The following is a 25,242-nucleotide window of genomic DNA, read 5'->3' as shown; positions in this document are numbered from 1 at the left end:
CTTTTATTTAGTAACGAGTTGTTTCATTTTATCATAGCCGATGCTGTCTTGTGCCTGCCATGGAATCAATGCCGTCCGTTCAGCCAGTTCGCTGCTGACTTTTTGGATCCACGGCCATTCACTATACGCTTTTGCCTGTAAGAGCGCTTCAGCCGTTCCTGTGCCGGCTAGGCTTTGATTGATGACCCAGTTTTGTGCCTGAATCCCTGCCCGCTTCAAATCTTCCTGCAGACGCGCCGCTTCAAAAACCGGAGTCGCTTCCGACAAGGTCACAAGCAAGACATCCGTTTCCTTCGGATTGCGCAGGCGCGGCAGCAAGTTTTGGACGCTTTCCGGAATTTCACCGGTCGAGCGCTCCAACTCTTTATGATAGGTTTGCGTTGCATCCAGCAGCAACAAGGTATGGCCAGTCGGCGCTGTATCAATGATGACAATCTCTTTGTCCGCTTTGGCTACCACTTCCGCAAATGCACGGAACACCGCAATTTCCTCCGTACATGGTGAACGCAAGTCTTCTTCCAAATAGGCACGTGCCTCGTCGTCTAACGGCCCGGCAGCTTCCATAACTTGTGCTTTGTACGATTCCACTTGCAGCTCAGGGTCGATTTGCGAAACGGTCAAGTTGTCCCCGCCCGTTCCTTCAAAGCGGTCCGCCAAGTGAGCAGCAGGATCTGTCGTCGTCAAATGCACGTGGTGGCCTTTTTCCGCCAACCCGACAGCGAGCAAGGATGCAACAGTCGTTTTGCCGACGCCGCCTTTGCCCATCGTTAAAATGACGCGCGTATTCTGCGTTGAATAATGCTCCACCATATCCTTTAAACTATCCATTTCAGCTAGTTGATGATCGGCGTTTTCGCTAGCCTCGGGACGCCATTTTGGCTCGTTGAACAAGCGCCGTAAATTGGCAATGCCGGTCAACGAAAACGCCACGAATGGCAAGGTGTATGCCGGCAGGCTCTTCAAATGAGCTGGCATTTCGATTAACGCTAGTTCATGCTGATGTGCGAATGCAACAGATACCTTATCTTCATTTTGAACCGGTGAATAAACGCCATTCAAGATCAATACCTGATTCACAATGCCGATGGTTTGGAGCTCCTGAGACGCACGGGCCGCTTCTTTAAAAGAAGCAGTATCCGGACGTGCGACCAGTACGAGCGTTGTTTGGTTGGAATCGGATAACGCCTGTACCGTTTTGGCATATAGATCCTTTTTGGCATCAAGTCCTGCCAGTGGGCCTAGACAAGACGCACCGTGTGTTGACTCGTCCAAAAAGCCACTCCACGCAGTTGGCAGCTTCAGAAGCCGCAACGTATGGCCAGTTGGTGCCGTATCAAAGAGGATGTGATCGTAATCGTCCATGACCCGTTCATCCGCCAATAGTTTTGTAAATTCATCGAATGCGGCAATTTCAACTGTGCAAGCGCCAGACAGCTGTTCTTCCATCTGGTTGACGACTGCTTCCGGCAACTTGCCGCGGTAAGGGCCAACAACAGAATCGCGGTAAGTACGGGCAGCTTCTTCTGGATCCAGGTTGCACGCGAACAAATTCTGGATCCCTTCAACGGCTTGCGGTTCGTTTGTTAATTCCATGCCGAAGACGTCCTGCAGGTTTGATGCGGGGTCTGTGCTTACCAGCAGCACCCGCTTGCCGGTGTCTGCTAAAGCTACAGCTGTTGCTGATGCGGTTGACGTCTTGCCGACGCCGCCTTTTCCTGTAAAAAACAGAAACGGCGTCCGGCTTACATGGGCCGGTTGGAAAGTCTGTGTCATCATTTTGCACCAGGTGATGCGATTGTGACATTCAGCGGGTTGCTTGGCTGTTTAACCGTCTGCAATTCCGAAGCACCTACTCCAAACCACTCAGCGAATTCCCCGACTGTCGGGTACTCTCCTGTTTTAACGACTTCGCCGTCGACCAATATCACCGGCAACGACTCGATGCCTTTTTCAAACAACAGTGCGTTGACTTTCTTATTTTCTACAAAAGCAGCCGGATCGTTGCTTAAATTGAAACGTTTGATGCTAAAGCCTTTTTTCTCAAGCGAAAAAACGGCGGCTGCCACAGCAGTCAGTTTCGGGTCCACTACAGGCCCGCAAACACCGGTATCGCAGCACATGGCCGGATCGTATATCGTCACTTTTGTCATCAGTCATTCTCCTTTAACGTTCAGTTTCCAGTTTTAGCGAAGGTTTCGATGCGCGTGCCGATTGCATCACGGACGGTTTGGAACACGGTCCATTTTTCGTCATCGGTTCCTTGCGCTTTGGCAGGATCTTCAAAGCCCCAATGCTCGCGTCTGATGTGAGGCGGTGTCATTGGGCATTTATCGGCCGCATCGCCGCAAAGCGTAACCACGAAATCTGCATTGTTCAGCAAGTCCATATCAATAATGTCCGAAGACTGGTTCGAAATATCAATGTCCACTTCGTTCATCGCTTTTACTGCATTCGGGTTTAAACCGTGGGCTTCGATTCCCGCACTATAGACATCCCACTCTCCTGCCAAATGCTGCTTTGCCCAGCCTTCAGCCATTTGGCTGCGGCAGGAATTTCCGGTACATAAAAAATAGATGGTTTTTTTCGTCATAATCGTGAGTTCTCCTTTTGAGCAGCGTGTAAACAGCTTTTATCGCTCTATATTTTAGTCAGTTTCTTTATTAACAGCAATCCACGGGCATTTCTTTGTCACGCAATGCCAGCAACTGTGGATCGGTATCTTCAATATGGCTTAAAATATTTTGCAGCAGCGGTGCATGAACAGATTCCTGATTCATGGAATAAAACCGCCATTGCCCTCTTCTGTTTTCTTTTACGAGTCCCGCAGATTTTAGCTTGCGCAGATGCTGGCTGATGGCCGGTTGGCTCATGTCAAACATCTCGACAAATTGGCAGACACACAATTCATTTGTCTCCACCAGCTTCATCATCAATAGACGGGTTGGATCGCTGACTGCTTTTAAGCACACGGTAACGTCAGATGCAGATTGTCTTATTAAAGTCTCCATTCGGATCCACTCCTTCGCGCTTAGTATATAACGATTCAGTTATATAAGTCAATCGTTATAGAAGACTTTCACTATAAATCAAAAAAAATTGATTTATAACTTGCAATGGTATAAAAATGAGATTACACTTGGTTCATCAAATAAAATTGATTTAAAGAAAGCGGGGATTAGAATGGCTCAACAACTGGAACACACAGCAGCGATCCATACAACTTACGAAGTTTATGCTCAAAAATTCAAAGCCCTTGCCGATCCAAAGCGGCTGGAACTACTGAAGCTAATTGGTCAAAAAGGTTCGGTTTGTGTTTGTGATTTGGTTGACGAAATGGCTATGCCCCAATCAAAATTGTCGTATCATCTGAAAATCTTGTTGAATGCCAGCCTTGTAACGAAGGAAACAAAAGGAACATGGAGTTATTATGCTCTGGAGAATACTGAACTGGAGCGGCTTTTGCCTGAAGAGCTTGTCCATACAATCAGATCCTGATATTTAAATACCCCATAACCGCACACCAAATTAGTGTGAATATGTGTAACAGCGTCATAAAAAAGAAAACTTATACTATAGAAGGAGTGTTTAATAATGACCACCACTTTACCCGTAGCAATCATCGGCGGTGGACCTGCAGGACTGGCAGCAGCTGCCCACCTGGTCCAGTACCAGCAACCGTTTGTGTTATTTGAAGCAGGTCCCGCACTCGGCACCCATTTTCTCCAGTATGGCCATGTCCGGTTGTTCTCGACGTGGCGCTACAATATCGATGCGGGGTCTAAAAAACTATTCGAAAAGCATGGATTGGCATTGCCGGATTCCAACGGGCTTCCTACTGGAGAAGAAGTTGCCAGACTTTATTTGCAGCCGCTTGGCCAGTTGCCGGAACTCGAGCCCTCTATTCACTTAAGCAGCCGCGTCATTCACATCCAACGGCAGGGACTGGATAAAATGAAGTCAGCAAACCGTGAGGAAAAACCTTTTGAACTGGTTGTTGAAAATGGATCAGGTATTCGAGAAAAGATACTCGCGCGGGCAGTGATCGACGCGACCGGTACTTGGCAAAACCCCAATCCGGTAGTGTCCGGCGGTGCACCTGGAGCTATAGCAGGAGTGGATACCGGCATTCCGGACATTCTTGGAGTTGACCAAAAACGCTTTAAGAATAAGCATGTGGCTGTTGTTGGGAGCGGCCATTCCGCTTTAAATTCCCTGTTGGAGCTTGTAGCACTCAAGGAGAACTTTCCAGAAACGCAAATCACCTGGATTGTCCGAAAAACATCCGTTCAACAAGCATTGGGCGGCGGTGAGGCTGATAAGTTGCCAGAACGAGGTGCTCTCGGACAACGCGTCAAAGCTTTACTGGATAATGGACAAATTGATGTACAAACTTCATGCTTTATCCAATCTATGGACTTGGATCAGGAGCATTTCGTATTGCGTGCCGAACAAAACGGCCACAACATTAAGCTTGGCCCCTTTGACCGGGTCATCGCCAATACAGGTGCCCATCCGAATTTTGAGCTTTTGCGTGAGATTCGCTATGCCTTTGATCCCGCACTTGAAAGCGTTCCAGCGCTGGCACCGCTCATCGATCCTAACGTTCATAGCTGCGGCACAGTGCGGCCACACGGTGAGCAGGAACTGCGTCAGCCAGAGAAAGACTTCTATATCATCGGAGCCAAAAGCTACGGGCGTGCCCCTACTTTTCTGATGGCAACCGGCTTTGAGCAAGCGCGTTCTGTAGTCGCCCATCTTGCAGGTGACGTGGAAGCTGCACAACGTGTGGAACTGGATCTCCCGGAAACCGGGGTCTGCAGCAGCCGGCCGCTTGCATTTACGATTGCTGGTCCCTATGCTGGGAACAGCTGTTGTTAAACCTTGAATTATTCATCATTCAAAACTCCGCTTCAATAATGAATGAATAATTTATTTAAAATAACTTACGAATAAAAATATATGAATAAAAAGACTTGTGACCTTTTGGGTCGCAAGTCTTTTTAAATTCACTCATTCAAAAATCGCAAATCTCCATTATTCATCATTAAGTCTATCGTCTGTCCGACTTTCATGTTTTCAGCCTCTTGGCTGGTGAAGCTGCAAGTCAGTAAATACTCACCTGCTTGCACTTTTACTGAATAGAAACCATGATTGAATATTTTTTGTTGAATAACTCCTCTGAAATAAAGGCATTGCAGATTTTTTACAATATTATCTGGAACTAACCGAATCGTCTCGGGACGAATAATCATTACACTTGGACCTGTTTTAATAGAAGTCTGGACAGGAACTTCAAAGCTTTGATCATTGGAAACAAACCGGTTGTTTATAACCCTTCCTTCAATGATGTTTTTTAGTCCCAAAAATGAAGCGACTTTCACATTTGCAGGCTGTTCGTAAATTTCCTTCGGCTTACCGATTTGCAGCAGCTTTCCTTCACTCATCACACCAATTCGATCCGACAAATAAAATGCTTCTTCTCGGTCATGGGTAACAAACAAGACGGTAACATGGAACTCTTTTTGGACGCCGCGGAGCAGCTCCCTCATCTCTTCGCGAAGACTTGGGTCCAGCGCACTAAACGGTTCATCCATCAGCAACACGCGAGGTTTTGCAACCAAAGCCCGTGCTAATGCTACGCGCTGTTGCTGTCCACCGCTCAATTCGTCTGGAAAGCGGCTGCCGTATCCACTAAGCCCAACATGCTCCAGCATGCTTTGGGCATCAGCCAGCCGCTCCCTTTTGCCGATTTTTTGCATTTTTAAACCAAATGCCACGTTGTCTTCAACTGTCATGTGCGGAAACAGCAGGGATTGCTGAAACACCATAGCAAATCTTCGGGCTTCCGGAGCAACAGCCGTTAAGTGATCATCGCCAACCCAAATTTCACCCTTGTCTGCAGGCATCAGTCCCGCGACTAATTTCAATAGAGTCGTCTTGCCGCAGCCGGAAGGGCCAAGCAAGGAAAAAAACTCGCCTTCTTTGATAGTAAGTGCAACTGGCTGCAGAGAAAAGGCAGGATCTTTTTGTTGTTTGGTTTGCGGGTATTGCTTTTCAATGTTGATAATGCGCAAGTCACTCATATTTTCACTCCTTACCCCTTCCCTGTAGCGGCTTTCTTATTTTGGTAGTATTTCTTCAACGCCAGATCCATCCCCACCAGCGTTAACACAGCAATTCCGGCATACAGCAAGGAATAAGCCGAGGCAACCGCAGGATCTCCTCCGCTGATAAACGGAAACAGCAAGATCGGCAACGTAACAACCTGGCCAGAGCCAATGATGAACGTGATCAAGTACTGACTTAAGGAAATCAGGATGCTCAAACTTGCTCCTGCGGCAATGCCCGGCAACAAATGAGGCAATACGACATGGACAAAGCGGGAAATCGGTCCAGCACCGAGCATGCGTGCCTGGTTCTCCCAGTCGACCGACAAAGTATTGTAACTGATCATGATCGCGCGCACCATATAAGGCAAAGTTGGTGAAATATGTGCCAAAACGACGCCTAAAATGGTCTCAGTCAAACCGAGGCGCAAAAAGGTCAAATGGATGCCCATCACTGCGACAAATGGCGGAATGACAATTGGCGCAAAAATGATCGCTTCCATCAGCCATTTGCCACGGAAAGAATTTCGCACCAGTGCATTGGCAGCGGGTACAGCGAGCAGCAGATTCACTGCTGTGACGATAAAAGCGACCAGTAAGCTGGTTCCTACTACCGACCAGGTACCCGAACTGTCAGCGAGCACATACTCCCAGGCGCGAAAGCTGAATGAATCAGGCAGTACATTTGGCCATGGCCATCCAAAAGACACGCTCGACAGGATTAAAGGGACAAATGGTAATCCGATGACAAAGAATAACAGGAGGAATAAAATCGAATTCAATAAACGGCGCGGGCTTTTCATCAATCCCACCCCTTTAACACATTCCAGCGCTTGCTGAAGTAATAAACGACGAGCCCCAGCAATATGGTCAAGGCTGCCAGTATGATGTTGACGGCCAGCGCTTCTGGCCGGTCAGCCAAGGTCCCACTCGTATACAGCTGATAAGAGTAAACCGGCAGCATGCTCGGGTACGTGACCCCAAGCAAAAATGGCACTTCAAAAGCTGAAAAAGTGAAGACAAACACAATAAACGTCGCAATTGTCCAGGCAGGCAGCATCACCGGCAGGACAATTTCCCGGATGAAATTCCAACTGCCTGCTCCATAAACTCGCGCAACATCCCGCCACGAACGATGTATGCGAGACAGTACAGGATAGATCATCAGCGACACAAAAGGTGCTTCTTTCCAGGCATAGGTTAAAATAATTCCCCAGCCAAACGGATCGTTTACCAGCACCGGGAAATCAGTGATTTCATCAATTAAGCCGGCAGAAGCAAGAATTTTTGACAAAAATCCGCTTTGCATAAAGAGCAGGACAATGATATAGCCCCCGACCAAATGCGGAATGGTCAAAGGCAGCTGAAACAGCCGGTGCCAAACTTGGCTTGCTCCCGATTTCGAAGATTCCTTTAGCATAAACAGCGAAACCGTAATTGCTGCTCCTAACACTGCGGCAAATACCGACGACAGGGCCGCTACTCTAAATGTCAAAATGAGCGATTCCCAAAACTCGGATGACTGGAACAGGTTCGTGTAGGCAGTCATTTCAAAGCGCGTTTCGCCTAATGCCGGAAAATATCCCAGACTTTTCAAAAGCCCATCAAAAAGTCCTCCAAAAAACAGGAGGACGATGGTGCCGATGGCTGGCAGCAGCAAAAGATATGGCCTAGTCTTTTGCCACATGTTCCATCCATCCTTTTTCGATAATTTCGATGTAATCCGCTGACAGTTCAGGCAACTGATGGTTTTCCAGCTCGTCCAGCGGCAGTGTAGCTTCACCCAAATCCACATCATTCATAGCTTGTTGCTGCTCTGGCGACAATTTCTCCAAATCCAATGCCGATAAATCGCCCCAGTTTTCCGGAGACAGTTTGGCGATTTGGGCTTCAGGGGACATCATTTCGTTGATGGCCACCATTGCACCCGCTTTGGCGGAAGAATTGAATGGAATCGACAGGAAATGTGTATTGGAAAGCGTCCCCCCGTCAAGCACAAACGTGCGGGTCGATTCAGGGAATCGGCCTTTCAACACTTCACTGGCGGCAAGAGCCGGATCGTAGCTCATCGTCATGCCAATCTCCCCGCTCGCATACAATTGGTCCTGTTTGGCCAAGCTTTCCGGATACGTTTCCCCTTCACGCCATAAGTATGGTTCAATGCTGTTCAAGTATTGCCACATCGGCTCCAATCGGTCTTCCAAATCGTCGATGTCAGCAGCGGGCTGCTGGTATTGCTCGTACCCGCCAGTTGTTTCATAAAGCACGTGGCGGATAAAGGCACTGCCTGTAAAGTCAGGCAACGCCGGGTATGTGAACTGCCCGGGATTGTCCTGAACCCAGCCTGCCAGCTCGTCCATCGATTTCGGAGGCGTTGCTGATTTATTTTCATCGTGGACAAATACAAATTGCGCTTTGCCCCACGGCGCTTCCAGGCCATCCACAGGTTCCCCGAAATCAGCTGCAATCTCAGGAGCTTCCTGATCAATATAGTCGTTAAAATTCGGCAACTGGCTGGTAAAATCCCCCCACAGCAGTTCATTGTCTTTGGCGGCTTTGAAATTTTCGCCGTTGATCCAAATGATGTCCATGCTGCCATCGGTTTTGCCAACTGATTTTTCATCAACCAACTGATTGATGATGTCCTGTGAATCGTTCATCGGCACACGGTTCAGCTCAACGCCATGGTCTTCTTTCAGGCGGGGAGCCACCCATTCGTCGAGGTAGCGGTTAATGTTGTCATTGCCGCCCCACATGTACATATTGACTTCCTGGCTTGCGGCAGCATCAGAAATTTCCTGCCAGTCACTTGTCAACAAGCCGTCACTGCTTTCTGCACTGCTTTCGGATTCTTCAGAACATCCTGCGAGCGAAAGTGCCAACAAGCCAGGCACTATTAATAAAGACTTTTTCATTTCTTCCACTTCCTAAATCTATTGATAAAATTCTTTAATTATCGAGCGGCTGTTTTTTCATCCAGCGATTTCGAATGACAATCGGGACCACTGTTAAAATGACAAAAATCACTACAGCCAAAACGATGATCTGTGGGTTTCCGCTGACAAAACTGCTTCCCAAGAAATTATAGGCAAACGTACCGGGAATAATGCCGATTAAAGTTGCAAGCGCAAAGGAGGAAAATCGAACTTTCGCGAGGGCTGCCGTGTAACTGATCAAATCAAAATTAATGACCGGAATCAGCCTGAACAGCAGTACGTATAAAAAGCCATTTTGCTCCATCTGAGATTGAATTTTTGCGGCATTGCCGGTCCATTTTTTGCGTACAAGGCTTTTGCCTAAGGTTTTGGCCACGTAAAACGACAGCAATGCTCCCAGTGTTGCACCAATGATGGTGTAAAGCGTACCCAGCCAAGCACCGAAAGCCAAACCTCCGGCAATCGACAGGACGGATGCTGGAAAGAAGATTAATGGTCTGACCGTGTAAATCAGGATGTAGATTACCGGAGACCATGGGCCGAATGACAAAATCCAGCTGCGGAGGTCGTTGGCATCGATGTCGAAAACCGATCGGCTCAGCCAAATGACCAGACCGACTGCTGCCGCAACCAGCAGCCATTTTCCTATTTGAAGCATTTTTGGGTTCATGAGTTGCGGGTATGTCGTGAAATGTTGTCGTAACGGTTTTTCATTTCCTCATAGCGTTTGCGGTTGACGCCGGCATCTGAATAGCCGACCCGTGAAGCCGAGCGGAACTCAATCCACTGAGCAGCATCGTTAAAATAGAACTCAATATCATCCTTGAATTTCATCTTTTTGGAAGTGGCGACGGCGTAAACGTAGCTTTCGTCATTTTGAATGATTTCAACCCCCTCATAGCCTTTCAGCATGCCGATCAAGTTCTTTTTGGCGTCGCTTTTGCTGCCGTTATACGGCAATGCCGGTACGTATTTGTCTCTTGGTATAGATTGGGAAGATACAGCATTCGGTGTTGAAGGCATTTTTTTCAGACGGCCGTTTTCTACGCCCAGTTTGGGTTTCACGTTATTTTTGATGGCCATATTGGCAATGCCGATTCCAGCTGCAGCAGCTACTCCATAACCAGCCATTTTACCTGCCGGCAATTCTCCCGCTTTTGCTTTGTTGAAGGTTTTGACAACTGGCTGATTGAGCAGGTTGTCGACATAGACTTTCTTGCCAATCTTCACGAGCACTTCGCTGTAAGTCGGATACGGATGAATCACGCCCGATAATTTGCCCATGTTGATGTGCAATGATTTAATGGTCTGGATTTGGCTGATGATTTCACCTGCTCGGTCACCCAAAATACTAGCCCCTAAAATATAGCCTTTTTTATCCAGAATGATTTTCACTTTGCCGATGCTGTCTTTTTTGGTGTTGGCCCGGTCAATATCTGCGTAGTCGTGTTCGTAAATCCGAATCGAATCGCCGTATTTTTCGCGCGCTTCTTCTTCGGACATACCGGATCTGCCGAGTTCTGGATCCGTGTATGTACACCAGGTAACATGCTCGTAGTACATTTTTCGGTTGATGGGCAAAATGGCGTTTTGCGTTGCCGTGATTCCTTGGGCATTTGCCATATGCGACAATTGATAAGGGCCGACAACGTCGCCAATCGCATAAATGCCTTTGGCAGTGGTTTCTAAATGATCGTCCACTTGAATGCTTTTCGAATCAAATTCAATGCCTACGCCTTCAAGGTTATAGCCTTTTACATTTGCTTGGCGGCCGAGTGCCACTAAAAGCCCTTCGCTCGAAACGGTCATTTGCTTGCCGTCTTTCTCAATTTTCAAGTTGATCTGTCCGCCATTTTGTTCAGCTTTGATGGCAGTAGCACCTGTATGGATGGTTACGCCTTCTTCGATCAGGCGCTGCTGAATCATTAAGACCAATTCTTCCTCATCTTTTGGCAAGATCCGCTCGAATTTTTCGACAAGCGTCACTTTGACGCCGATGCGGTTCAGCGCCTGGCTCAATTCAACACCAATTGCGCCTCCGCCAAGAATGGTCATCGTTTTTGGAAAAGATTTCTGGGTGAAAATGGTCTCATTCGTTAAATACGATACGCTATCTAAGCCGTCGATAGGCGGAACCATGGGAGAAGACCCTGTAGAAAGGATGATTTTTTTCGCTTCAATGCGTTCGCCATCCACTTCTACTGCATGTGGTCCGACAAATTTGGCGTAGCCGTTAATGAAATCGATGCCGGATTTCTTAAGCACATCCGGAGATTCACCAGCGTATACTTTTTGGATCACGTCCTGGATATCTTTTAGAACAACCGATGTATCAACTTCCAAATGGGGCGTATATTTTTTGGCGTGATGGACTTCTTTAGCGATGTTGATCAACGACTTGCTTGGGATACAGCCTGACCACGTACATTCTCCGCCTGGCAGATTTTTATCGATCAGCACGACGCTTTTTGAAAACCCCGCTCCTGTAAAAGCGGCTGTCAGACCAGCTGCACCGGCTCCAATTATGGCGATATCATATTTTTTGACCATCTTTACCATTTCCTTTCTTTTCCTGAATTAAGTTCATCTTAACAAAAAACACAATTGACTTACTCTTAATTACCCTCGAAACTTCTTGATTCTCCTGCATTATTCTCAATTTTATGGCTCGAGTGGGATTACGGGTCAGCAACGGTATCGTATTATATACTGAAATTATCTTAAACATGAAAAGGTGAATTTGATGTTGGATACACATGCACGAAAGCACGTTCAACCGGTCGTTGAAAAAACAGCGGATGCATTGCTGAAAATGGGCTTTACCGCTGATGGCGTGACAAAAATCGCCTTTGTCATCGGGATGTCATCCGGTCTCTTTATATATTTGGATCAGCCGTTCTGGGCCGTCGTCGTTCTCTGGCTATCCGGCTATTTGGATGTTGTCGACGGAACCATGGCACGAAAAACCAAACCGTCTTCGTGGGGAACTTTGCTTGATATCAGCTTTGACCGTCTTGTGGAAATCAGCGTCATTTTGGGACTGGCTTTCCGCTTTCCCGATTCAATGTGGGCATTGCTGTTATTGAGCGTTTCCATCATTGTCGCGATGACCGTATTCTTAACGGTAGGTGCATTGTCCGATAAAGAAGGCATGAAGTCATTTTACTATCAAGCCGGACTGGCTGAGCGAACAGAAGGCTTTATACTGTTTACCCTAATGATTGTTTTTTCAACGTATTTAACCGCCATTACGCTGGTCTTTTGCGCGGTGCAGCTTGTGACGATTTGCCAGCGCATGGCCGAAGCCCGACGGATTTTGAAATAGATGGGAGTGAAGTGGAATGAAGACCCTTGTGCTGGTTGGAGGCGGGCATGCCCATTTGCATTGCCTGGAGCAGTTGAAAGATGGCCTCTCGGAAGACTGGCGCGTTCTGCTGATCTCCCCTTCTCCATATCAATACTATTCCGGGATGTTCTCGGGCTTTACGGAAGGTGCGTACAGCCTCGATGACATTCGGATTGATTTGAAAAAGCTTTGCCGCAAAGTGGGCGCAATCTTCATAGAAGATTCGATCGCTGCAGTCAATGCCCAGAACAGAGAACTGGCAGGAGCAGAAGGCCAAATATACCGGTATGACTTAGCATCTTTTGACATCGGATCCCAAAGCGATGTTCCGGAAACGGCAAGAAATTATGTGCGCTCCATCAAACCCAATTACCATTTTCCGGAACAGTTAATGCAGACGCGCGAATCCGCTCATCCTGTAGTTGTTGGAGGCGGCGCTTCAGGGGTGGAATTGGCCTTTTCAATTCTGGCTTGGAGAAAACAACAAGGCTTGCCTCCTAACTTGGCGTTATTCAGTTCGACTTCCCTACTTGCCGGACAAGGAAGATCTGCTTCGAAAAAAATCGAAGACATAGCAGCACGAAAAAACTTGACCTTCTTCCGTGACGTTTCCATCCAAGAAATTGATGAAGTCAGCGTAACGACCAGTGCAGGCAAATCGTATCCACAATCGGATGTGTTGTGGCTGACGGGACCGAAAAGTGCCGAGTTGTTCAGCGCTTCAAGTTTGCCAACAGATAGGGATGGATTCTTGCTGGTCAACGACACCCTGCAAAGCGTTCAATGGCCGGAGATTTTTGGGGCTGGCGATTGCATTACCATAGACCGCTATCCGGAACTCGCCAAAAACGGAGTATACGCAGTGCGGCAAGGACCTGTCTTATGGAAAAATTTAAAAAACAGCTTATCCAATGATAAACTGCAGTCGTTTGCACCGCAAAAACGGTATGTCTCCATTTTGTCTACAGGCGGAGGCGAAGCTTTTCTGTCTTATGGCGCTAAGCATTTTCACGGCGCGATTGCCTGGAAAATCAAGCAACGCATCGACCGGAAATTTATGAAACGCTATAAAGATCTTTACGAGTAAATAAAAAGCTGCCCGCGGGCAGCTTTTTTGCATAACTGTAAATAGGTTTTATGGTAAGGACACCTTTTATATCCCACTCTCATCAACAAATTTTGAAATGCTGTCGAAAGCAGTATATTCACCGTTTATGTAGACGTCTATTGCTTCATGGGAATCATCCAATGTCATCTTATAAACATGTTCTTGCTTTTCGCCATTTTCTATACTCGTTATATCCAGATTGATTTTAATGCCTTTTTCTTGTTCTTCGACCCCTGTCGCAATTTCCCCCTCTGCCTGATAAACCAGATAGACCGTATTATCGCTTTCCTCGATCAGCTGCAGCGTTTCACTTGAATCTATAACGGCACTTAAACCTTCAGGCACAGTTTCAATCTTACTGAAACTAAGCGTCGAAACATCCGAATTGCAAGCTGCTAACAACAGGAATGCCAACCCAACTCCAATTATTTTTTTCACTGATTGTTCCTCATTTCTTTCATCTAGAGAAGTAAAGATCCAATTCAGACATTCCCTAAAATTTTTCAGTACGCAAAGGCAGTGTTGTTAGTTTTTTGTACCCAACCAGCAAAAGTCCGCAAACTATAGCCGCTGCCAAAAATGTGCCGCCGTACCATAGAGGCGAAGTCACAGAGCCGAATGCCACTGCATTCGGCAAGTTTTCTGCATGTTCCCAGGCCGCAGAGAAATTTGGTTTATAAGTGATGGTTTTGACATATCCGACAGACATCGCTGCCGCAAAATACAGGATATGGATAACTGCAGCTCCAAGCAATGACTGCCAAACGATTTTCATTTCCATCTCTCCTCTTTTATTCCATATTTTAGTATATCAACTTTCATTCTCTATGTATATAAATTAGCGAATATTCTTTCAACTGCAACAAAAAAGACTGCGATTCAGCACATACTTATCAAAAGCAAGTGCTGGAATGCAGTCTGAATATAGGTTCACTGGTGGTATGGAGAGTCTTTAGTTATTTATTTTTTGTTCCTTCATCTGCAAAGGAATAAAATAAGAGGCACACCCTTCCCACCCCAGTTCTTCTATTAAGAGAGTAAAGCTGGAATGGAAAAACTCTTGGATTGTGTCACTCAAACTGGCAGAACCGGCTATGCTTTCCAAATCCAAAAAATACTCACCTTTGGTAGGATCAAAATAAGCTTGCGGTGGTTTTAGCGCATCACTATTTAAATCCTTGTATAAAAAAGGGTAAGGCAAAACAAAGAATGTTGGCACATCGACTTGCTCATCACCCAGCCAAAATCCGTATTCGATCATCTGCTCATCAAAAGCGGCCTTTTCAATGACTTTGTCTTCCGGAAATGGCTCCATGATGCCATGAAGGATAAGTAGTGACACATCAAAGGTACCCCAAAAAAGCGCCGGCTTCATTTTTCGGCAGCGCAGCGGACCTACAAATTTGGATTGTTCCCGAAGCGCAAACTGGAAAAGCTGCAATCCCCTCATTGCCTGGTGCTGATCGAATGTTAAAGGGGCAGTGTCCTCATCCAGTTTGTTCTTATAGGCCATTTCCTGTGGCTTCGGATTGATCGTTAGGTTTATGCCGCGCTCGCTCAGCGTTCCAAATATCTCTTCAAAATAATCTTTTATGGACTTGGATGTTTTTAGCTCAATCGACTGAACGTCCCCTTCTACATTTACAAGAATTCGGCTGTTTCGGATGTCTACATCGATTTGGAAAGAAGTATTTTGAACAAATAGCAAACCTGTCGAAAATCCGTCGGTCGTAACCGTCAGCGCAACATGTGCCCATTGGGGTTCCTGCTGTGCCGTTTCCAGTTTGATCTTCCCCAAGATCTGCGAAATCAAATGCAAAGTAAATTTGGTCTCTGCCCACTCGGAATGTCGGATAATATCAAGTGTCATGTAATCGCCTCCCTGAATTATCTGGTGATGATAACCATGGCCGCTGACAGAAAAGTTAGGTGCTATTCGAAAATTGTGGAATAGACTCGCTCTTTGTTATTAAATTCGATATTGTTTTCCTTATCCCTACTAAGGATTTGTTAAAATCCTTGTCTCGAACAATATTATTAGCTGCTTGTGTTTTTAAACTTTTTTATTTAATAAACTCAAAACCGATAAATCCGGCAAATTTTTTCTTGTACATATTCTATATCCTTAATAATAACTGAATTTATTGAATTGGGAAAATCAGGTGAATTGCGATAGAATATTTAATTATACCGGAAGTGAAATTAAGTGTTAATAGTCGGGGTTAAACAATTTCAAGGGGGTTAAAAAATGAGTTTACAATGGCTGGAATGGGCACAACGGATCCAAGCACTTTCTCAATCTGGACTGACTTACGCTACCGATGTATTCGATTTGGAACGATATGAGGAACTGCGGAGCATCAGCGTGGAAATAGTGACGGAGCACACCGGACTAGAAATGCAGCATGTAAAGGATTTGTTTGCTGTAGAAAAAGGATATCAGACACCTAAAATGGACGTACGAGGAGCTGTTTTTAAGCATGGGAAAATCTTAATGGTAAAAGAAAAAAGTGATGGCAGATGGGCATTGCCTGGAGGATATTGTGATGTAGGCTTATCGCCTGCAGAGAACATTACAAAAGAAATCGAAGAAGAGTCAGGCTATCTCGTGGTTCCAACGAAGATGCTGGCTTTGCTGGATATGACTAAGCACCCTCATCCGCCACAGCCATTTCACTACTATAAAATCTTTATCCGCTGCGAAATAGTAGGTGGGGAAGCTAAAAATGGCGTCGAGACGCAAGGCGTGGATTTCTTTGCTGAAGATGGCTTACCCGAACTTTCTTTAAATCGAAATATCGAATCCCAACTAAAGCTGCTTTTTGATTTTGAAAAAAATCCGGCCAAGGCAACAGTTTTTGAGTAATTAGATAAACATCATAATTAGGTTTCTAAAAGGTTAAAACAAAATTGAAAAAGCGATTTATATTAAAATTAATGAGAATACTTCTTAGTTTTTTATTGACATATCACTTACTCGACAATCACTTCTGAAGGAAGAATATATGAAAAGTCTTTTGGTAAATCAAAGGGTACAACCCGGATTTGATCGCTTTCTTTCAATTCATCGAATAAATACTTTGCCGTCGGTGAGATGCATTTCAAGAGTTGTTTCTTCTGGAACCTCTGAAGAAACTTCCATATGTTTGACCAGGCTCACTATCATAAAAATTGCTCCTTTTTATCATGCTTAATTCTGTATAAATTCCATACAAATATCAATTGCCTTTTCAGTTGCTGCATCTATGTAGTCCAATATTTCCTCTACAGCATACACTTCTAACTCACTAACTAACTCTTCTTTTGAAAACTTAAAGTCTCCAATTGTTTCTTCTTTAAATTGCTCGAGATTTTCTGTGTCAATCTCACTTATATTAGTTGAAAGAAGAAAGGTATCCATCAGCTCATTTCTCAAATTTTCACAGCCGAAATGGGTAATCAATTTCCCGTTCAATATTCTGAAGTCACTATGCCACCTTTCGAGCAATTGAGGATCCGCATCTGTACGGCTTTTAAGGTCATTTCTAAAGTAAACCTGTTTAAGCCAGACATCATCGGATATTAGATGGATTAAGTAGCCAAGCCCAAACTCGCTTTGGATATCTAGAGGGTATTTTTCGATAAACCGATTATAGTTTACATGCCTCGTCCCATCGTCCAATCTTCCTTCATAAAAATGCGATTGTGATTTTTTCGCAATTGTATAAGCTGCGTCCGGCGCAATTCCTCCCAAAAGAAACAATTGCTTATCCGTTATCTCCAACTGCTTTGACACATGATCATCGATGATCATGTGCATTACTCTCGAACCCATTACTATGCCTCCTTTCTTTGGAAATAGTTTGCCTCATAAACTTTATCCAGTCCTACTAATTGATATCCCCCAAGTAAACCACCTCACTTTTATCCTCCGCAAAACTTTGAATCAGATTCCGAATGCCTTTCGGATAAATTCGATAATCCAATAATCGAGAGACAAGCAACCATTCAATCCCCACTTGATGAGAGTCAGGATTGGTAGGCATAAAAGTAGAAACTTGTTCCTCTAATAATTGGCAAACAAAATAATATTCAATCTGATGTACATCCCCATCAAAATGGGCATGCTCATGGTTTTTGCCTATGTATTCTCGAATATGAAGAAGATTTTTCACTTTAACGTTTTCACCGATTTCTTCATTGCATTCTCTCTTCACAGTTTCCGTCAGAACTTCTCCATGTTCTTGCCCGCCGCCTGGAAATAAATAAAAGTATCCCTCACTATCTATATTTTTAGTCAGCAAAATTTTAGAATCTTGAATAATAATGGCCTTTGCGGAATTTCTAATTTTCACTTGGTCCACCTTTTTCTTTTTTATAAAGTATATTTAATTTAAGATTAACAAATTTAACCATTATTTCCTACTAAAAAAAGAATATTAAGATAAATAGAAGTAAAGATTTACATTTTATTTAATCCTATACTTGAGGCATCTTTCATATACCTAATAAAAAAATCCGAAAAGAGGACACTTTTCAGGTTCCTTCCATTTCGGATTTATTTTCAGCTAATAATACCTTAGTTTATTTCGAAATTACGATGACCCCGCCGCAATGTGAAACTGGATAAAACTCACACGAACAAGATTCTGCGAGTGACACTTGAAATTCTTCAAACACAAAATAAAATTCGTCTGGATCCCAATAAGGGCTGCTGGCTTTTTTGCATAACTCCAACCCTTCACGTGTTTGAAAAGCGATATCGCCGATAACGATTTTGCCTTGCTTAGAAAGAACGGATAACAGATTTTTTATTAGTTCAACCTTGTCTTCGTCTGTTAAGTGGTGCAATGTGTACGTGCTTACGACAAAGTCATATTCCTTCTCTTTCACATGGTCCGGCAATCCCTTTGATATATCCCATTCCATCAAAATGGCCTTTGGCATTTTCTCTTGAGCAATCGCAATCATGTTAGGCGAAAAATCCAAGCCGTCTATGTGATTGCCGTTTTCGTATAGCTTGTTGGTTAATACACCTGTGCCAAACCCAATATCCAATACGCGCGACTGTTCTTTTTCCATGACTTCGTTAAAAATCATATTCAATATATCTTTGTATCCGGCAAATGGATACAAGTTATTGTCCTCACTTACTTGAACTGTCCTGTCGTACTCGTCTGCCCATAAATCAAATCCCCGATTGTCCAGCATGAATGATCCCCCTTGAATGCTCATCTATTTAGTCAAATTATTTTTGTATAAGTTTTGGTCATTTTCTCTTTTATTACATAGTCAATATGCAGGAAGTGAAGGCCAAACAAAGTCATATCGTGCGTAGCCAGCAAGTGATCATCCACCTCTCTGATGACAAAACTTTCATGCAGCGGAAGTTGAAAGAGATATCGGCCGACTGCCAAATAAGTTCCAGTGTCCCCTTCTCCATCGCTTGTTAAGTAGAGTCTTTCATTCTCAACCGCAGCTTGCAGAATCCCATGCATTGAAGAGAAAGGCAATGGCAATGCGACATTCATGTATGTCCTTCCGATCGACTGATGTTGTGAATAAATTGCAGTAAAGACCGTTTCTTCGCCGATTTTTCTTATCCACACTCTCGGTTTGCGTCTCCCATCAAGCTGTTCATTCACTAATTGCACTTCCCCAGTCATTTCCATTTGAACCGAGGAAAAAGGTAAGTTTAGTTGACCCGTCTTCCGGCTGATAAACTGATAGATAAATGCAAAGGCTTAAACCACACAGACCAGCTTACAGATGCGAACAACTGGTATCGGTCTGTGTTTTCATAAAAATCAATCGTCCTAAAGGGAAGCTTTCCATCAACTGTATAGTCTGCCATTTGATCCACTAGACCGGGATAATGTGCTCCTGGATTTTTCAACTTCCCGCGTATTTTGCTCGCAGGAAAATTGAATGGTTTTTGTTTAGTGACCGGCACCTGCAATGCCCAGCCAATTACAGTGAAGGTTCCGAACAATAGGCAATTCAAAAAGCCGTGGAAAGCCAGCATGTTTGGAATCGTCACGATCGTATTGCCGGAGAAGTTGCCATACGCGTAAAGTAATGATCCTAAGATTGTAATGCATAACGTCACCAAAGGAATTCGAACGGCAATCGCTTGCACTAAAGTGGGAAACTTCAACCGGAATATGCAATATGTAAGTGCATAAATTGCTCCTACATAAAAGGACACCGCAATGATTTCGATAGTGGTTGAAACCGTGATGCCGATCGCTACAGTCATCGGTCCTGTCGCTATAATAAGTGCACATACTTTATAGAGCCTTGTCATTTGTACCCGGCCAATCAGACCCACCGAAATACAAAGCATAAATGCAGAATAATGAAAGTGAATCGCTGTTAACCAGGTGGTAATTTCACTAAAACCGGTATCAAACTTTCCAATATAGGCAAAAAACCACATCCCGCCGATTGCTATGTAGACGAGTCCTAGATCAATCATTAATTCAGCCGTATTGGTAAACCCTCGCTTTAAAAACCGGTCAATGCCTATCCCAGCAATCCAAAAGGTGGCGAAAAGATATACAACCGCACCAAATACCTCAACTGGATAAGGCATATTAAAACCCAGCAGCGCAATGGCCGTCATCCCGGTAGCTAAAATCAGTTTATCTAATTTCCTAAGTTGAACAACTATTTGCAGCAGAGATGGGACAAAGAACAACTGAGCTATGGTTAAATAGTAAAGATAACCAACTTGATCACTAAATAAAAAACAGATAAGAAATAAAGTAGTTCCATATAAAACCAGCGGGTTAACGACCGCTTTCCGTAAATTCACCAGCATACGTCATAATCCTTCCTATCAAGCTATTGTAAATGGATACATGGATGGTGTAGACATCTTTCGCCTCGTCGTACCCTTCCAGGACAACGACTCGTCCCCGAAATATGTTTGGGATCTTCAATACTTTATTTCCAACCACCACTTTTTGCGTGCCGGAAGTGATCATTAGAAATCCTTCCTTCGTCACCTTAAAAAGTAAGTCTGAGTAGAACAAAGGCACATCGCCCAGGTAGTCTTTCACCAACTGTTTTTCCAAATCGATTGTCATTTTGGCATTGAACTTGCGCACAGACTCTGGAAAGAAAAACGATCGCTCCCAAGAGACTTCTGCCTCATCGTTTTGATTGATGCGGCAACAGTTGGCAACTGTAAAAGGAATATTCTCGCCGCTTTCTGGAAATAAAAAATTGAGCTTTGAAGCAAAGAGATAGAGAGGAAGCAGCAGCTTGCTGCCGGTTTGTATTTGCTGCATATGTCCTTCTGCATAAAAAGTTTGGTCTATAGGCAGTGTATAGCGATGCTGCAGTTTCGGGTGCAGTTTTTCAAAGTTTCCCCCTAATAAAGTCGAATAGATAGTCAAACGGCTTTCCCTCTCTTTCTTTGGCAGCTGTTCGCAGACGGCAGCTGTTCATGAAGCAGCAGTCCGATGATCGATAAAATCCACAGAGTGGCATTTAGCGTGATGACATTAAACGGCGCAATGGCAACAGTTGGAGCGGCAATAATTGCGCTCAATGTAAGAAAAGGGAAAATGACGATTTGCAGCTTTAGTAAAAACTTCTGCAGCTTCGAAACCAGCCACAAACAGGCAAAAAGCATCTCCGCTCCTCCAATCCATATAATTGCCGTAGAGCCTTGTGCCGCAGTCAACGGAGACAGCTGCGTTAACATGCTAATTTCCAAAGGGTGTTGTGTTAAGAATTTTGGAACCAATCCCTGATAAAGCCAGACAAACGCAAACAAAAAACAAATGGCATAAAAAGCAAAAAATCGGCGATATTGGGTCTTCGGACTTTCTCCCATTTCAATCCATCGTTTTAACACATCAAAACTTAAAGCTGTTCCCCATCCCATCAGCGGTCGGAAAAACCGGTCCACTACTTTACCAAAAACACCAAAGCGAACCTTGTAATCATATTGTGTTAAAAATGTGGTGCCTTTTTCATGGGGAATGTATTTCCAGTAACCCTTGCCTTCAGCGATAGGCGACAGCAACTGCTCTGTACCAAAATGCAAAGCAGAAGTTTTTTCTCCGCTCGCTTTTTCGTGTGTTCCTTTGCTTTCGCCCCATCCAACAATTTCTATGCCAGGCATCACTTTGGTGGAGTAGGTAAAAGTCTGCACATCCTCTTCTGGCAGCTTTTCATTATACGTAATCGATGAAAAGCGCAAATCCCATTGTTCGTGAAGCTTGGGCTGCTGTGTATATGCCCAAATTTTTTCTACATCTGATTCCATTTCAATTTCCACATAAATCGGCTTCATACAATCTACCAGATCCCTTATTCAGATTTTCACTTTCAATCATTAATTTTTCACACATATAGACTTATATTACCATTTTAAAAAGCAACGGATTAGAAAAATATTGCTTTGTTTGAATTTTTGGTATTTTATTTTAAAATTAGTGTCCCAAAGAGTATCATGAAAAGCTACTGAAGGCATGGGAAGAAAAACAAAAAACGCTTGCTTAGTAGCCTGCCTACATAACTAAAAAAGGAGGCATAAGACAGTGGAAAAATTACGCCAAAACTCTTCAAAATAAAAATTTTGAGGAGGAAAAACAATGACGATTATGTTGAAGGAAAATAAGCAAATCGACCAAAAGGATTTGGCAGCGCTGTATGAAGATGTAGAGTGGTATGCGTATACAAAAGATTTAGAGAAATTAGAGCAGGCATTATCTAATTCCTTATATGTCTTATCTGCGTGGGATGCGAACCGCTTAGTCGGCTTGATCAGAATTGTCGGTGACGGTCTTACAATCATTTATATACAAGACATTTTGGTGTTGAACAGCTATCAAAACCAAGGAATTGCGACTCGTTTAATGGACCAGGTTCTAGAAGAATTTAAAGAAGTACGACAAAAAGTGCTGCTTACAGAAGAAGCGCCGAATGTTCGGCATTTTTATGAGAAGAATGGCTTCAATTCTTGTGATAAAGGTTCATTAGTTGCTTTTGCAAAAATGGATTAGCTGACACGACCATATTGTTTTCAATAAAGTAAGCGTATTCGAATATAATCGAATACGCTTACTTTATATTGTATTTGATGAATGATTCCCAAAGCACCTATTCTTGTGAAAAATTCATTTCTTTGATCTCTTGAAAGCTTTAGAGATTTAATTATTTATAGAAAGCAATTCCTTGGTATTGCCCACTGAAGTTGCTCTATACCTAATAAATGCAATTTGCTTCTGAAGAAATATTTAGTCTTGCAATATTGCACAAGCCTTAGACTTTTAACTTGCTGTAACTAACAGTTAAACTTACTTGTTTTCCGCTATTTTCTTTAGTTGAAAAGCTCGATTCATAATAAACTTTTTCATATATTCTTCCAGAAATAACTTATCAGCTATATTTCCTAAAAAACCTAAAGGAGCCTTATAAACAAACTTATCTCTCATAATTGTGCCATTGCCACTTTCTATAAATTCGTGTATGTGGGTAAATGAATGAAAAGCGCCTTTCACCATTTCATCAGTAAACTGATAAGGCTTTTCCATTTCAATTATTTTAGCTATCAGCTTTTGCTTTACTCCAAGGTGGGTAGCTTCCCACGTTACCCAGTCGCCTTTTTCCATTAATCCCGTGGTCACTCCTGCTATAGCACGTTCCTTCGTTTTTGCAGTAGTTTCAGTATGCACATCGACATCTCTGGCAAGGTCAAAACACTTGGAAATAGGTGCATTGATATACACCTCATGGTTGATAATGGGCACAATCGAACCTCCTCTAATACTTTCTTTTGATTTTTATATCTAGATGTATTTTTAAAATTAGTCATGATAACCTTTCGCTATTCATTGTACTCTTTCTTAACTTATGTTATTTTAGAGTGACCGTTATATCTATAATTTAAAAGGAGGATTATATGAGTTCTAAAAAAGAAGATTTACTCGTTACCGCCGAACGGCTTTTTTACAGCCATGGGTTTCACGCAATTGGTTTGAAAGCGATTGTCCAAGAAGCCGGCGTTGCTCTTATGACACTGTATAATCACTTTAATTCTAAAGAAGAGCTTATCTTAGAGATTCTAAACAGAAGAGAACAGGCTTACTTCGATTTATTAGAGCAAGCAAAGCAAAATAAAACAGGATCAATCGAGAATCGTCTTGCTGCTGGCCACTTGATTTGGTTAAAAAATAGTTCATCTAACGGTTGTATGTTTTTGCGGGCAAAAGAGGAGTTCGGCAATGCGCCAGATCAGTTGATTGTTCAGAAGGTTTATTCGCATAAAGAAAAAATGCTTCAGTTTTTCCAGTCGAACGGGCTATCCCCTTCAGTTGCTCTGCAACTATCGTTGTTGTTTGAAGGAGCCACTTCCCTATCGGAAACAATGGATATAGAAAAAATTGAGAATTCACTTATACCTCTAGTGCAACAATTATAAGTAGGCAACTGCTTACTTTTTTTGGAACAAAAATAGAGTTATCGTTCTATCTATAAAAGGAGATGAAAAGATGTGGAAAATTATCATGCCTGGCATCGCCATGGTCGCCGTAACTTACGCTTTTGCCAGGTATAGTTTCGGTTTGTTCCTACCTGATATCAGTTCGACTTTAAATTTATCTGCCAGCCAATCAGGGTATGTGAGTTCAGCTGCCTATATCGCTTATACACTTGCCTTGCTGACAGCTTCTATCTTTATCCATAAATTTAGCGCACGTCACGTGATTCTATTATCGGGCAGTACTGCCTGCCTTGGAATGCTTGGAATGGCGGCCTCTCAAGGATTTTACATGCTGACCTTTAGCGCATTTGTAGCAGGTTTGGGAAGCGGATGGGTTTCTCCTGCTTTTAGCCAAGTGGTGTCTTATACAATGAAATCGAATCTTCAAGATAAAGGCAATACATGGATTAATACGGGTACGAGCTTTGGGATTTTTTTAACAGGTCCTGTAGCCCTGATGTTTACAGAACAGTGGAGATGGAGTTATGTACTTTTCGCTGTTATGGCCACTATGGTTTTCTGGTGGAATGCTTCTGTGATCAAAGAAGAAGAACAGCCTTTCTCAATAAATCAATCAAGTGGATTTAATTTCAGACTATTAATAAAGGCACGTTTCTTAATCCTCGCATCTGTCGGAATCGGTTTCAGTTCTTCTATTTATTGGACCTTCTCAAGAAGTTACTTAACCGCTATACACGGTTTTTCAGCAAATGAAAGTGTTGTATTTTGGATCATCATGGGAGGCGCCGGGATTATTGGGGGTATCGCTGGCGCTATCATCCAAACGATAGGACTAAATCGATCATACCGATTGGGAGTTGTTGTTGTATCCGCCTCAATTTTAACGTTAACCATTCCTAATCATGCAGCCATCTATCTATCGGCACTGCTCTTCGGAATTTCCTTTATATTCATGACCGGCCTGTTTATTGTCTGGGGTACGCGCGACTTTCCTGATGCTCCTTCTACTGGCGTCAGCATCTCATTTTTCTCATTGGGCATTGGCCAATCCCTAGGATCGATGGTTGCAGGCATATTGATAGTAGAAATCTCATATTCTCTTGCCTTTATTGTGTTTGCGGGCGTCGGTTTTTTGTTTCTTTTTTGCAAAACAACGGTATCTTCGGATGGTTAAGTATTAATGAAACTTTGTTGAAATTTAATCGGGATATTAAAGGAAAAAAAACAGTTGGAATTATTAAGGAGCACACATTAGTAATTAAAAGTTCTTTCATTGTCTTATAGCTCATTAAAGATTTATTCATATA

General features: G+C 43.6%; 29 protein-coding genes. 8 read left to right on the top strand and 21 right to left on the bottom strand.

What is annotated here, in order from left to right:
* Positions 1-3 precede the first annotated feature (3 nt).
* From arsA to QOZ98_RS00545, 4 genes are all read right to left on the bottom strand, one after another.
* A complete protein-coding gene (gene arsA / locus QOZ98_RS00560) occupies positions 4-1,773 on the bottom strand; it encodes an arsenical pump-driving ATPase (RefSeq protein ID WP_308785616.1) in 1,770 nt (589 codons plus the stop codon).
* Complete coding sequence (arsD, locus tag QOZ98_RS00555) at positions 1,773-2,150, bottom strand: arsenite efflux transporter metallochaperone ArsD (protein ID WP_308785615.1); 378 nt, start codon at positions 2,148-2,150, stop codon at positions 1,773-1,775. The genes arsA and arsD overlap by 1 nt, the downstream gene beginning before the upstream one ends.
* Positions 2,151-2,170: 20 nt before the next feature.
* On the bottom strand, positions 2,171-2,590 hold the full coding sequence (gene arsC / locus QOZ98_RS00550; protein ID WP_308785614.1) for an arsenate reductase (thioredoxin): 420 nt from the start codon (positions 2,588-2,590) through the stop codon (positions 2,171-2,173).
* A gap of 70 nt (positions 2,591-2,660) precedes the next feature.
* Positions 2,661-3,008 (bottom strand): ArsR/SmtB family transcription factor, encoded by a 348-nt coding sequence (locus tag QOZ98_RS00545; RefSeq protein ID WP_308785613.1) that lies wholly within the window; start codon positions 3,006-3,008, stop codon positions 2,661-2,663.
* A 172-nt stretch (positions 3,009-3,180) separates the two neighbouring features.
* Here QOZ98_RS00545 and QOZ98_RS00540 point away from each other — a divergent pair, with 172 nt between their 5' ends.
* The gene (locus QOZ98_RS00540; RefSeq protein WP_142829586.1) at positions 3,181-3,495 is read left to right on the top strand and encodes an ArsR/SmtB family transcription factor; all 315 of its coding nucleotides are present in this window, start codon (positions 3,181-3,183) and stop codon (positions 3,493-3,495) included.
* A 96-nt stretch (positions 3,496-3,591) separates the two neighbouring features.
* A complete protein-coding gene (locus QOZ98_RS00535) occupies positions 3,592-4,878 on the top strand; it encodes an NAD(P)-binding domain-containing protein (RefSeq protein ID WP_308785612.1) in 1,287 nt (428 codons plus the stop codon).
* Between the two features lie 128 nt (positions 4,879-5,006).
* Here QOZ98_RS00535 and QOZ98_RS00530 read toward each other — a convergent pair whose 3' ends face one another.
* The 6 genes from QOZ98_RS00530 to QOZ98_RS00505 are packed head-to-tail and all read right to left on the bottom strand — an operon-like array spanning position 5,007 to position 11,593.
* Positions 5,007-6,083 (bottom strand): ABC transporter ATP-binding protein, encoded by a 1,077-nt coding sequence (locus tag QOZ98_RS00530; protein WP_308785611.1) that lies wholly within the window; start codon positions 6,081-6,083, stop codon positions 5,007-5,009.
* Positions 6,084-6,094: 11 nt separating this feature from the next.
* Positions 6,095-6,910 carry an ABC transporter permease gene (locus QOZ98_RS00525; RefSeq protein WP_308785610.1) on the bottom strand — a complete coding sequence of 272 codons (816 nt, stop codon included), beginning with the start codon at positions 6,908-6,910 and terminating at the stop codon, positions 6,095-6,097.
* On the bottom strand, positions 6,910-7,794 hold the full coding sequence (locus QOZ98_RS00520) for an ABC transporter permease (RefSeq protein ID WP_308785609.1): 885 nt from the start codon (positions 7,792-7,794) through the stop codon (positions 6,910-6,912). Before QOZ98_RS00520 ends, QOZ98_RS00525 begins: the two co-directional genes overlap by 1 nt.
* A complete protein-coding gene (locus QOZ98_RS00515; RefSeq protein ID WP_308785608.1) occupies positions 7,778-9,022 on the bottom strand; it encodes an ABC transporter substrate-binding protein in 1,245 nt (414 codons plus the stop codon). The genes QOZ98_RS00520 and QOZ98_RS00515 overlap by 17 nt, the downstream gene beginning before the upstream one ends.
* Before the next feature lie 34 nt (positions 9,023-9,056).
* A complete protein-coding gene (locus QOZ98_RS00510; RefSeq protein ID WP_308785607.1) occupies positions 9,057-9,701 on the bottom strand; it encodes a TVP38/TMEM64 family protein in 645 nt (214 codons plus the stop codon).
* 8 nt (positions 9,702-9,709) lie between these two features.
* Complete coding sequence (locus tag QOZ98_RS00505; RefSeq protein ID WP_308785606.1) at positions 9,710-11,593, bottom strand: FAD-dependent oxidoreductase; 1,884 nt, start codon at positions 11,591-11,593, stop codon at positions 9,710-9,712.
* A gap of 193 nt (positions 11,594-11,786) precedes the next feature.
* On the opposite strand from QOZ98_RS00505, the gene QOZ98_RS00500 reads away from it, so the two are divergent.
* Entirely contained in the window at positions 11,787-12,368 is a 582-nt protein-coding gene (locus QOZ98_RS00500) for a CDP-alcohol phosphatidyltransferase family protein (protein ID WP_308785605.1), read from the top strand.
* A 16-nt stretch (positions 12,369-12,384) separates the two neighbouring features.
* Positions 12,385-13,476, top strand: coding sequence for an FAD-dependent oxidoreductase (locus tag QOZ98_RS00495; RefSeq protein ID WP_308785604.1), 1,092 nt, complete (start codon positions 12,385-12,387; stop codon positions 13,474-13,476).
* Positions 13,477-13,542: 66 nt separating this feature from the next.
* On the opposite strand, the gene QOZ98_RS00490 is transcribed toward QOZ98_RS00495, so the two are convergent.
* From QOZ98_RS00490 to QOZ98_RS00480, 3 genes are all read right to left on the bottom strand, one after another.
* Positions 13,543-13,935 (bottom strand): hypothetical protein, encoded by a 393-nt coding sequence (locus tag QOZ98_RS00490; protein ID WP_308785603.1) that lies wholly within the window; start codon positions 13,933-13,935, stop codon positions 13,543-13,545.
* Between the two features lie 55 nt (positions 13,936-13,990).
* Positions 13,991-14,272, bottom strand: coding sequence for a hypothetical protein (locus tag QOZ98_RS00485; protein ID WP_308785602.1), 282 nt, complete (start codon positions 14,270-14,272; stop codon positions 13,991-13,993).
* Between the two features lie 177 nt (positions 14,273-14,449).
* Positions 14,450-15,367, bottom strand: coding sequence for a DUF5996 family protein (locus QOZ98_RS00480; RefSeq protein ID WP_308785601.1), 918 nt, complete (start codon positions 15,365-15,367; stop codon positions 14,450-14,452).
* Between the two features lie 378 nt (positions 15,368-15,745).
* Between QOZ98_RS00480 and QOZ98_RS00475 the strand changes: the two genes are divergently transcribed.
* Positions 15,746-16,363 carry an NUDIX hydrolase gene (locus QOZ98_RS00475; protein ID WP_308785600.1) on the top strand — a complete coding sequence of 206 codons (618 nt, stop codon included), beginning with the start codon at positions 15,746-15,748 and terminating at the stop codon, positions 16,361-16,363.
* 324 nt (positions 16,364-16,687) lie between these two features.
* Here QOZ98_RS00475 and QOZ98_RS00470 read toward each other — a convergent pair whose 3' ends face one another.
* The 7 genes from QOZ98_RS00470 to QOZ98_RS00440 form a co-directional block, all read right to left on the bottom strand.
* Complete coding sequence (locus tag QOZ98_RS00470) at positions 16,688-17,311, bottom strand: zinc dependent phospholipase C family protein (protein ID WP_308785599.1); 624 nt, start codon at positions 17,309-17,311, stop codon at positions 16,688-16,690.
* Positions 17,312-17,366: 55 nt separating this feature from the next.
* A complete protein-coding gene (locus QOZ98_RS00465) occupies positions 17,367-17,831 on the bottom strand; it encodes an NUDIX domain-containing protein (RefSeq protein WP_308785598.1) in 465 nt (154 codons plus the stop codon).
* Between the two features lie 229 nt (positions 17,832-18,060).
* Positions 18,061-18,687, bottom strand: coding sequence for a class I SAM-dependent methyltransferase (locus QOZ98_RS00460; protein ID WP_308785597.1), 627 nt, complete (start codon positions 18,685-18,687; stop codon positions 18,061-18,063).
* 32 nt (positions 18,688-18,719) lie between these two features.
* Positions 18,720-19,121: a hypothetical protein gene (locus tag QOZ98_RS00455; RefSeq protein ID WP_308785596.1), complete on the bottom strand. Its 402-nt coding sequence runs from the start codon at positions 19,119-19,121 to the stop codon at positions 18,720-18,722.
* 50 nt (positions 19,122-19,171) lie between these two features.
* Positions 19,172-20,299: a YndJ family protein gene (locus tag QOZ98_RS00450; protein ID WP_308785595.1), complete on the bottom strand. Its 1,128-nt coding sequence runs from the start codon at positions 20,297-20,299 to the stop codon at positions 19,172-19,174.
* Entirely contained in the window at positions 20,268-20,879 is a 612-nt protein-coding gene (locus QOZ98_RS00445; RefSeq protein ID WP_308785594.1) for a DUF4166 domain-containing protein, read from the bottom strand. Before QOZ98_RS00445 ends, QOZ98_RS00450 begins: the two co-directional genes overlap by 32 nt.
* A complete protein-coding gene (locus QOZ98_RS00440) occupies positions 20,876-21,784 on the bottom strand; it encodes a DoxX-like family protein (RefSeq protein WP_308785593.1) in 909 nt (302 codons plus the stop codon). The genes QOZ98_RS00445 and QOZ98_RS00440 overlap by 4 nt, the downstream gene beginning before the upstream one ends.
* Positions 21,785-22,085: 301 nt before the next feature.
* On the opposite strand from QOZ98_RS00440, the gene QOZ98_RS00435 reads away from it, so the two are divergent.
* On the top strand, positions 22,086-22,496 hold the full coding sequence (locus QOZ98_RS00435; RefSeq protein ID WP_308785592.1) for a GNAT family N-acetyltransferase: 411 nt from the start codon (positions 22,086-22,088) through the stop codon (positions 22,494-22,496).
* 294 nt (positions 22,497-22,790) lie between these two features.
* Here the strand turns inward: QOZ98_RS00435 and QOZ98_RS00430 are convergent, their stop codons facing one another.
* Entirely contained in the window at positions 22,791-23,243 is a 453-nt protein-coding gene (locus QOZ98_RS00430) for an SRPBCC family protein (RefSeq protein ID WP_308785591.1), read from the bottom strand.
* 152 nt (positions 23,244-23,395) lie between these two features.
* Between QOZ98_RS00430 and QOZ98_RS00425 the strand changes: the two genes are divergently transcribed.
* The gene (locus QOZ98_RS00425; protein ID WP_308785590.1) at positions 23,396-23,914 is read left to right on the top strand and encodes a TetR/AcrR family transcriptional regulator; all 519 of its coding nucleotides are present in this window, start codon (positions 23,396-23,398) and stop codon (positions 23,912-23,914) included.
* A gap of 70 nt (positions 23,915-23,984) precedes the next feature.
* Positions 23,985-25,109, top strand: a complete 1,125-nt coding sequence (locus QOZ98_RS00420) for an MFS transporter (protein ID WP_308785589.1) — start codon at positions 23,985-23,987, stop codon at positions 25,107-25,109.
* The last annotated feature ends 133 nt before the right edge of the window (positions 25,110-25,242 follow it).

Origin of the sequence: Planomicrobium stackebrandtii, from assembly GCF_030814955.1 — a bacterium.
Lineage (GTDB): Bacteria > Bacillota > Bacilli > Bacillales_A > Planococcaceae > Planococcus > Planococcus stackebrandtii.
The sequence above is the reverse complement of the archived record's forward strand: the minus strand, read 5'-3'. Positions and strand labels throughout refer to the sequence as shown.

What these genes read in the sequence shown, in the direction of transcription:
- arsA (WP_308785616.1), bottom strand. Translation starts at nt 1,773, where the DNA reads ATGACACAGACTTTCCAACCGGCCCATGTAAGCCGGACGCCGTTTCTG.
- arsD (WP_308785615.1), bottom strand. Translation starts at nt 2,150, where the DNA reads ATGACAAAAGTGACGATATACGATCCGGCCATGTGCTGCGATACCGGT.
- arsC (WP_308785614.1), bottom strand. Translation starts at nt 2,590, where the DNA reads ATGACGAAAAAAACCATCTATTTTTTATGTACCGGAAATTCCTGCCGC.
- QOZ98_RS00545 (WP_308785613.1), bottom strand. Translation starts at nt 3,008, where the DNA reads ATGGAGACTTTAATAAGACAATCTGCATCTGACGTTACCGTGTGCTTA.
- QOZ98_RS00540 (WP_142829586.1), top strand. Translation starts at nt 3,181, where the DNA reads ATGGCTCAACAACTGGAACACACAGCAGCGATCCATACAACTTACGAA.
- QOZ98_RS00535 (WP_308785612.1), top strand. Translation starts at nt 3,592, where the DNA reads ATGACCACCACTTTACCCGTAGCAATCATCGGCGGTGGACCTGCAGGA.
- QOZ98_RS00530 (WP_308785611.1), bottom strand. Translation starts at nt 6,083, where the DNA reads ATGAGTGACTTGCGCATTATCAACATTGAAAAGCAATACCCGCAAACC.
- QOZ98_RS00525 (WP_308785610.1), bottom strand. Translation starts at nt 6,910, where the DNA reads ATGAAAAGCCCGCGCCGTTTATTGAATTCGATTTTATTCCTCCTGTTA.
- QOZ98_RS00520 (WP_308785609.1), bottom strand. Translation starts at nt 7,794, where the DNA reads ATGTGGCAAAAGACTAGGCCATATCTTTTGCTGCTGCCAGCCATCGGC.
- QOZ98_RS00515 (WP_308785608.1), bottom strand. Translation starts at nt 9,022, where the DNA reads ATGAAAAAGTCTTTATTAATAGTGCCTGGCTTGTTGGCACTTTCGCTC.
- QOZ98_RS00510 (WP_308785607.1), bottom strand. Translation starts at nt 9,701, where the DNA reads ATGCTTCAAATAGGAAAATGGCTGCTGGTTGCGGCAGCAGTCGGTCTG.
- QOZ98_RS00505 (WP_308785606.1), bottom strand. Translation starts at nt 11,593, where the DNA reads ATGGTCAAAAAATATGATATCGCCATAATTGGAGCCGGTGCAGCTGGT.
- QOZ98_RS00500 (WP_308785605.1), top strand. Translation starts at nt 11,787, where the DNA reads ATGTTGGATACACATGCACGAAAGCACGTTCAACCGGTCGTTGAAAAA.
- QOZ98_RS00495 (WP_308785604.1), top strand. Translation starts at nt 12,385, where the DNA reads ATGAAGACCCTTGTGCTGGTTGGAGGCGGGCATGCCCATTTGCATTGC.
- QOZ98_RS00485 (WP_308785602.1), bottom strand. Translation starts at nt 14,272, where the DNA reads ATGAAAATCGTTTGGCAGTCATTGCTTGGAGCTGCAGTTATCCATATC.
- QOZ98_RS00480 (WP_308785601.1), bottom strand. Translation starts at nt 15,367, where the DNA reads ATGACACTTGATATTATCCGACATTCCGAGTGGGCAGAGACCAAATTT.
- QOZ98_RS00475 (WP_308785600.1), top strand. Translation starts at nt 15,746, where the DNA reads ATGAGTTTACAATGGCTGGAATGGGCACAACGGATCCAAGCACTTTCT.
- QOZ98_RS00470 (WP_308785599.1), bottom strand. Translation starts at nt 17,311, where the DNA reads ATGGGTTCGAGAGTAATGCACATGATCATCGATGATCATGTGTCAAAG.
- QOZ98_RS00460 (WP_308785597.1), bottom strand. Translation starts at nt 18,687, where the DNA reads ATGCTGGACAATCGGGGATTTGATTTATGGGCAGACGAGTACGACAGG.
- QOZ98_RS00450 (WP_308785595.1), bottom strand. Translation starts at nt 20,299, where the DNA reads ATGCTGGTGAATTTACGGAAAGCGGTCGTTAACCCGCTGGTTTTATAT.
- QOZ98_RS00440 (WP_308785593.1), bottom strand. Translation starts at nt 21,784, where the DNA reads ATGAAGCCGATTTATGTGGAAATTGAAATGGAATCAGATGTAGAAAAA.
- QOZ98_RS00435 (WP_308785592.1), top strand. Translation starts at nt 22,086, where the DNA reads ATGACGATTATGTTGAAGGAAAATAAGCAAATCGACCAAAAGGATTTG.
- QOZ98_RS00425 (WP_308785590.1), top strand. Translation starts at nt 23,396, where the DNA reads ATGAGTTCTAAAAAAGAAGATTTACTCGTTACCGCCGAACGGCTTTTT.
- QOZ98_RS00420 (WP_308785589.1), top strand. Translation starts at nt 23,985, where the DNA reads ATGTGGAAAATTATCATGCCTGGCATCGCCATGGTCGCCGTAACTTAC.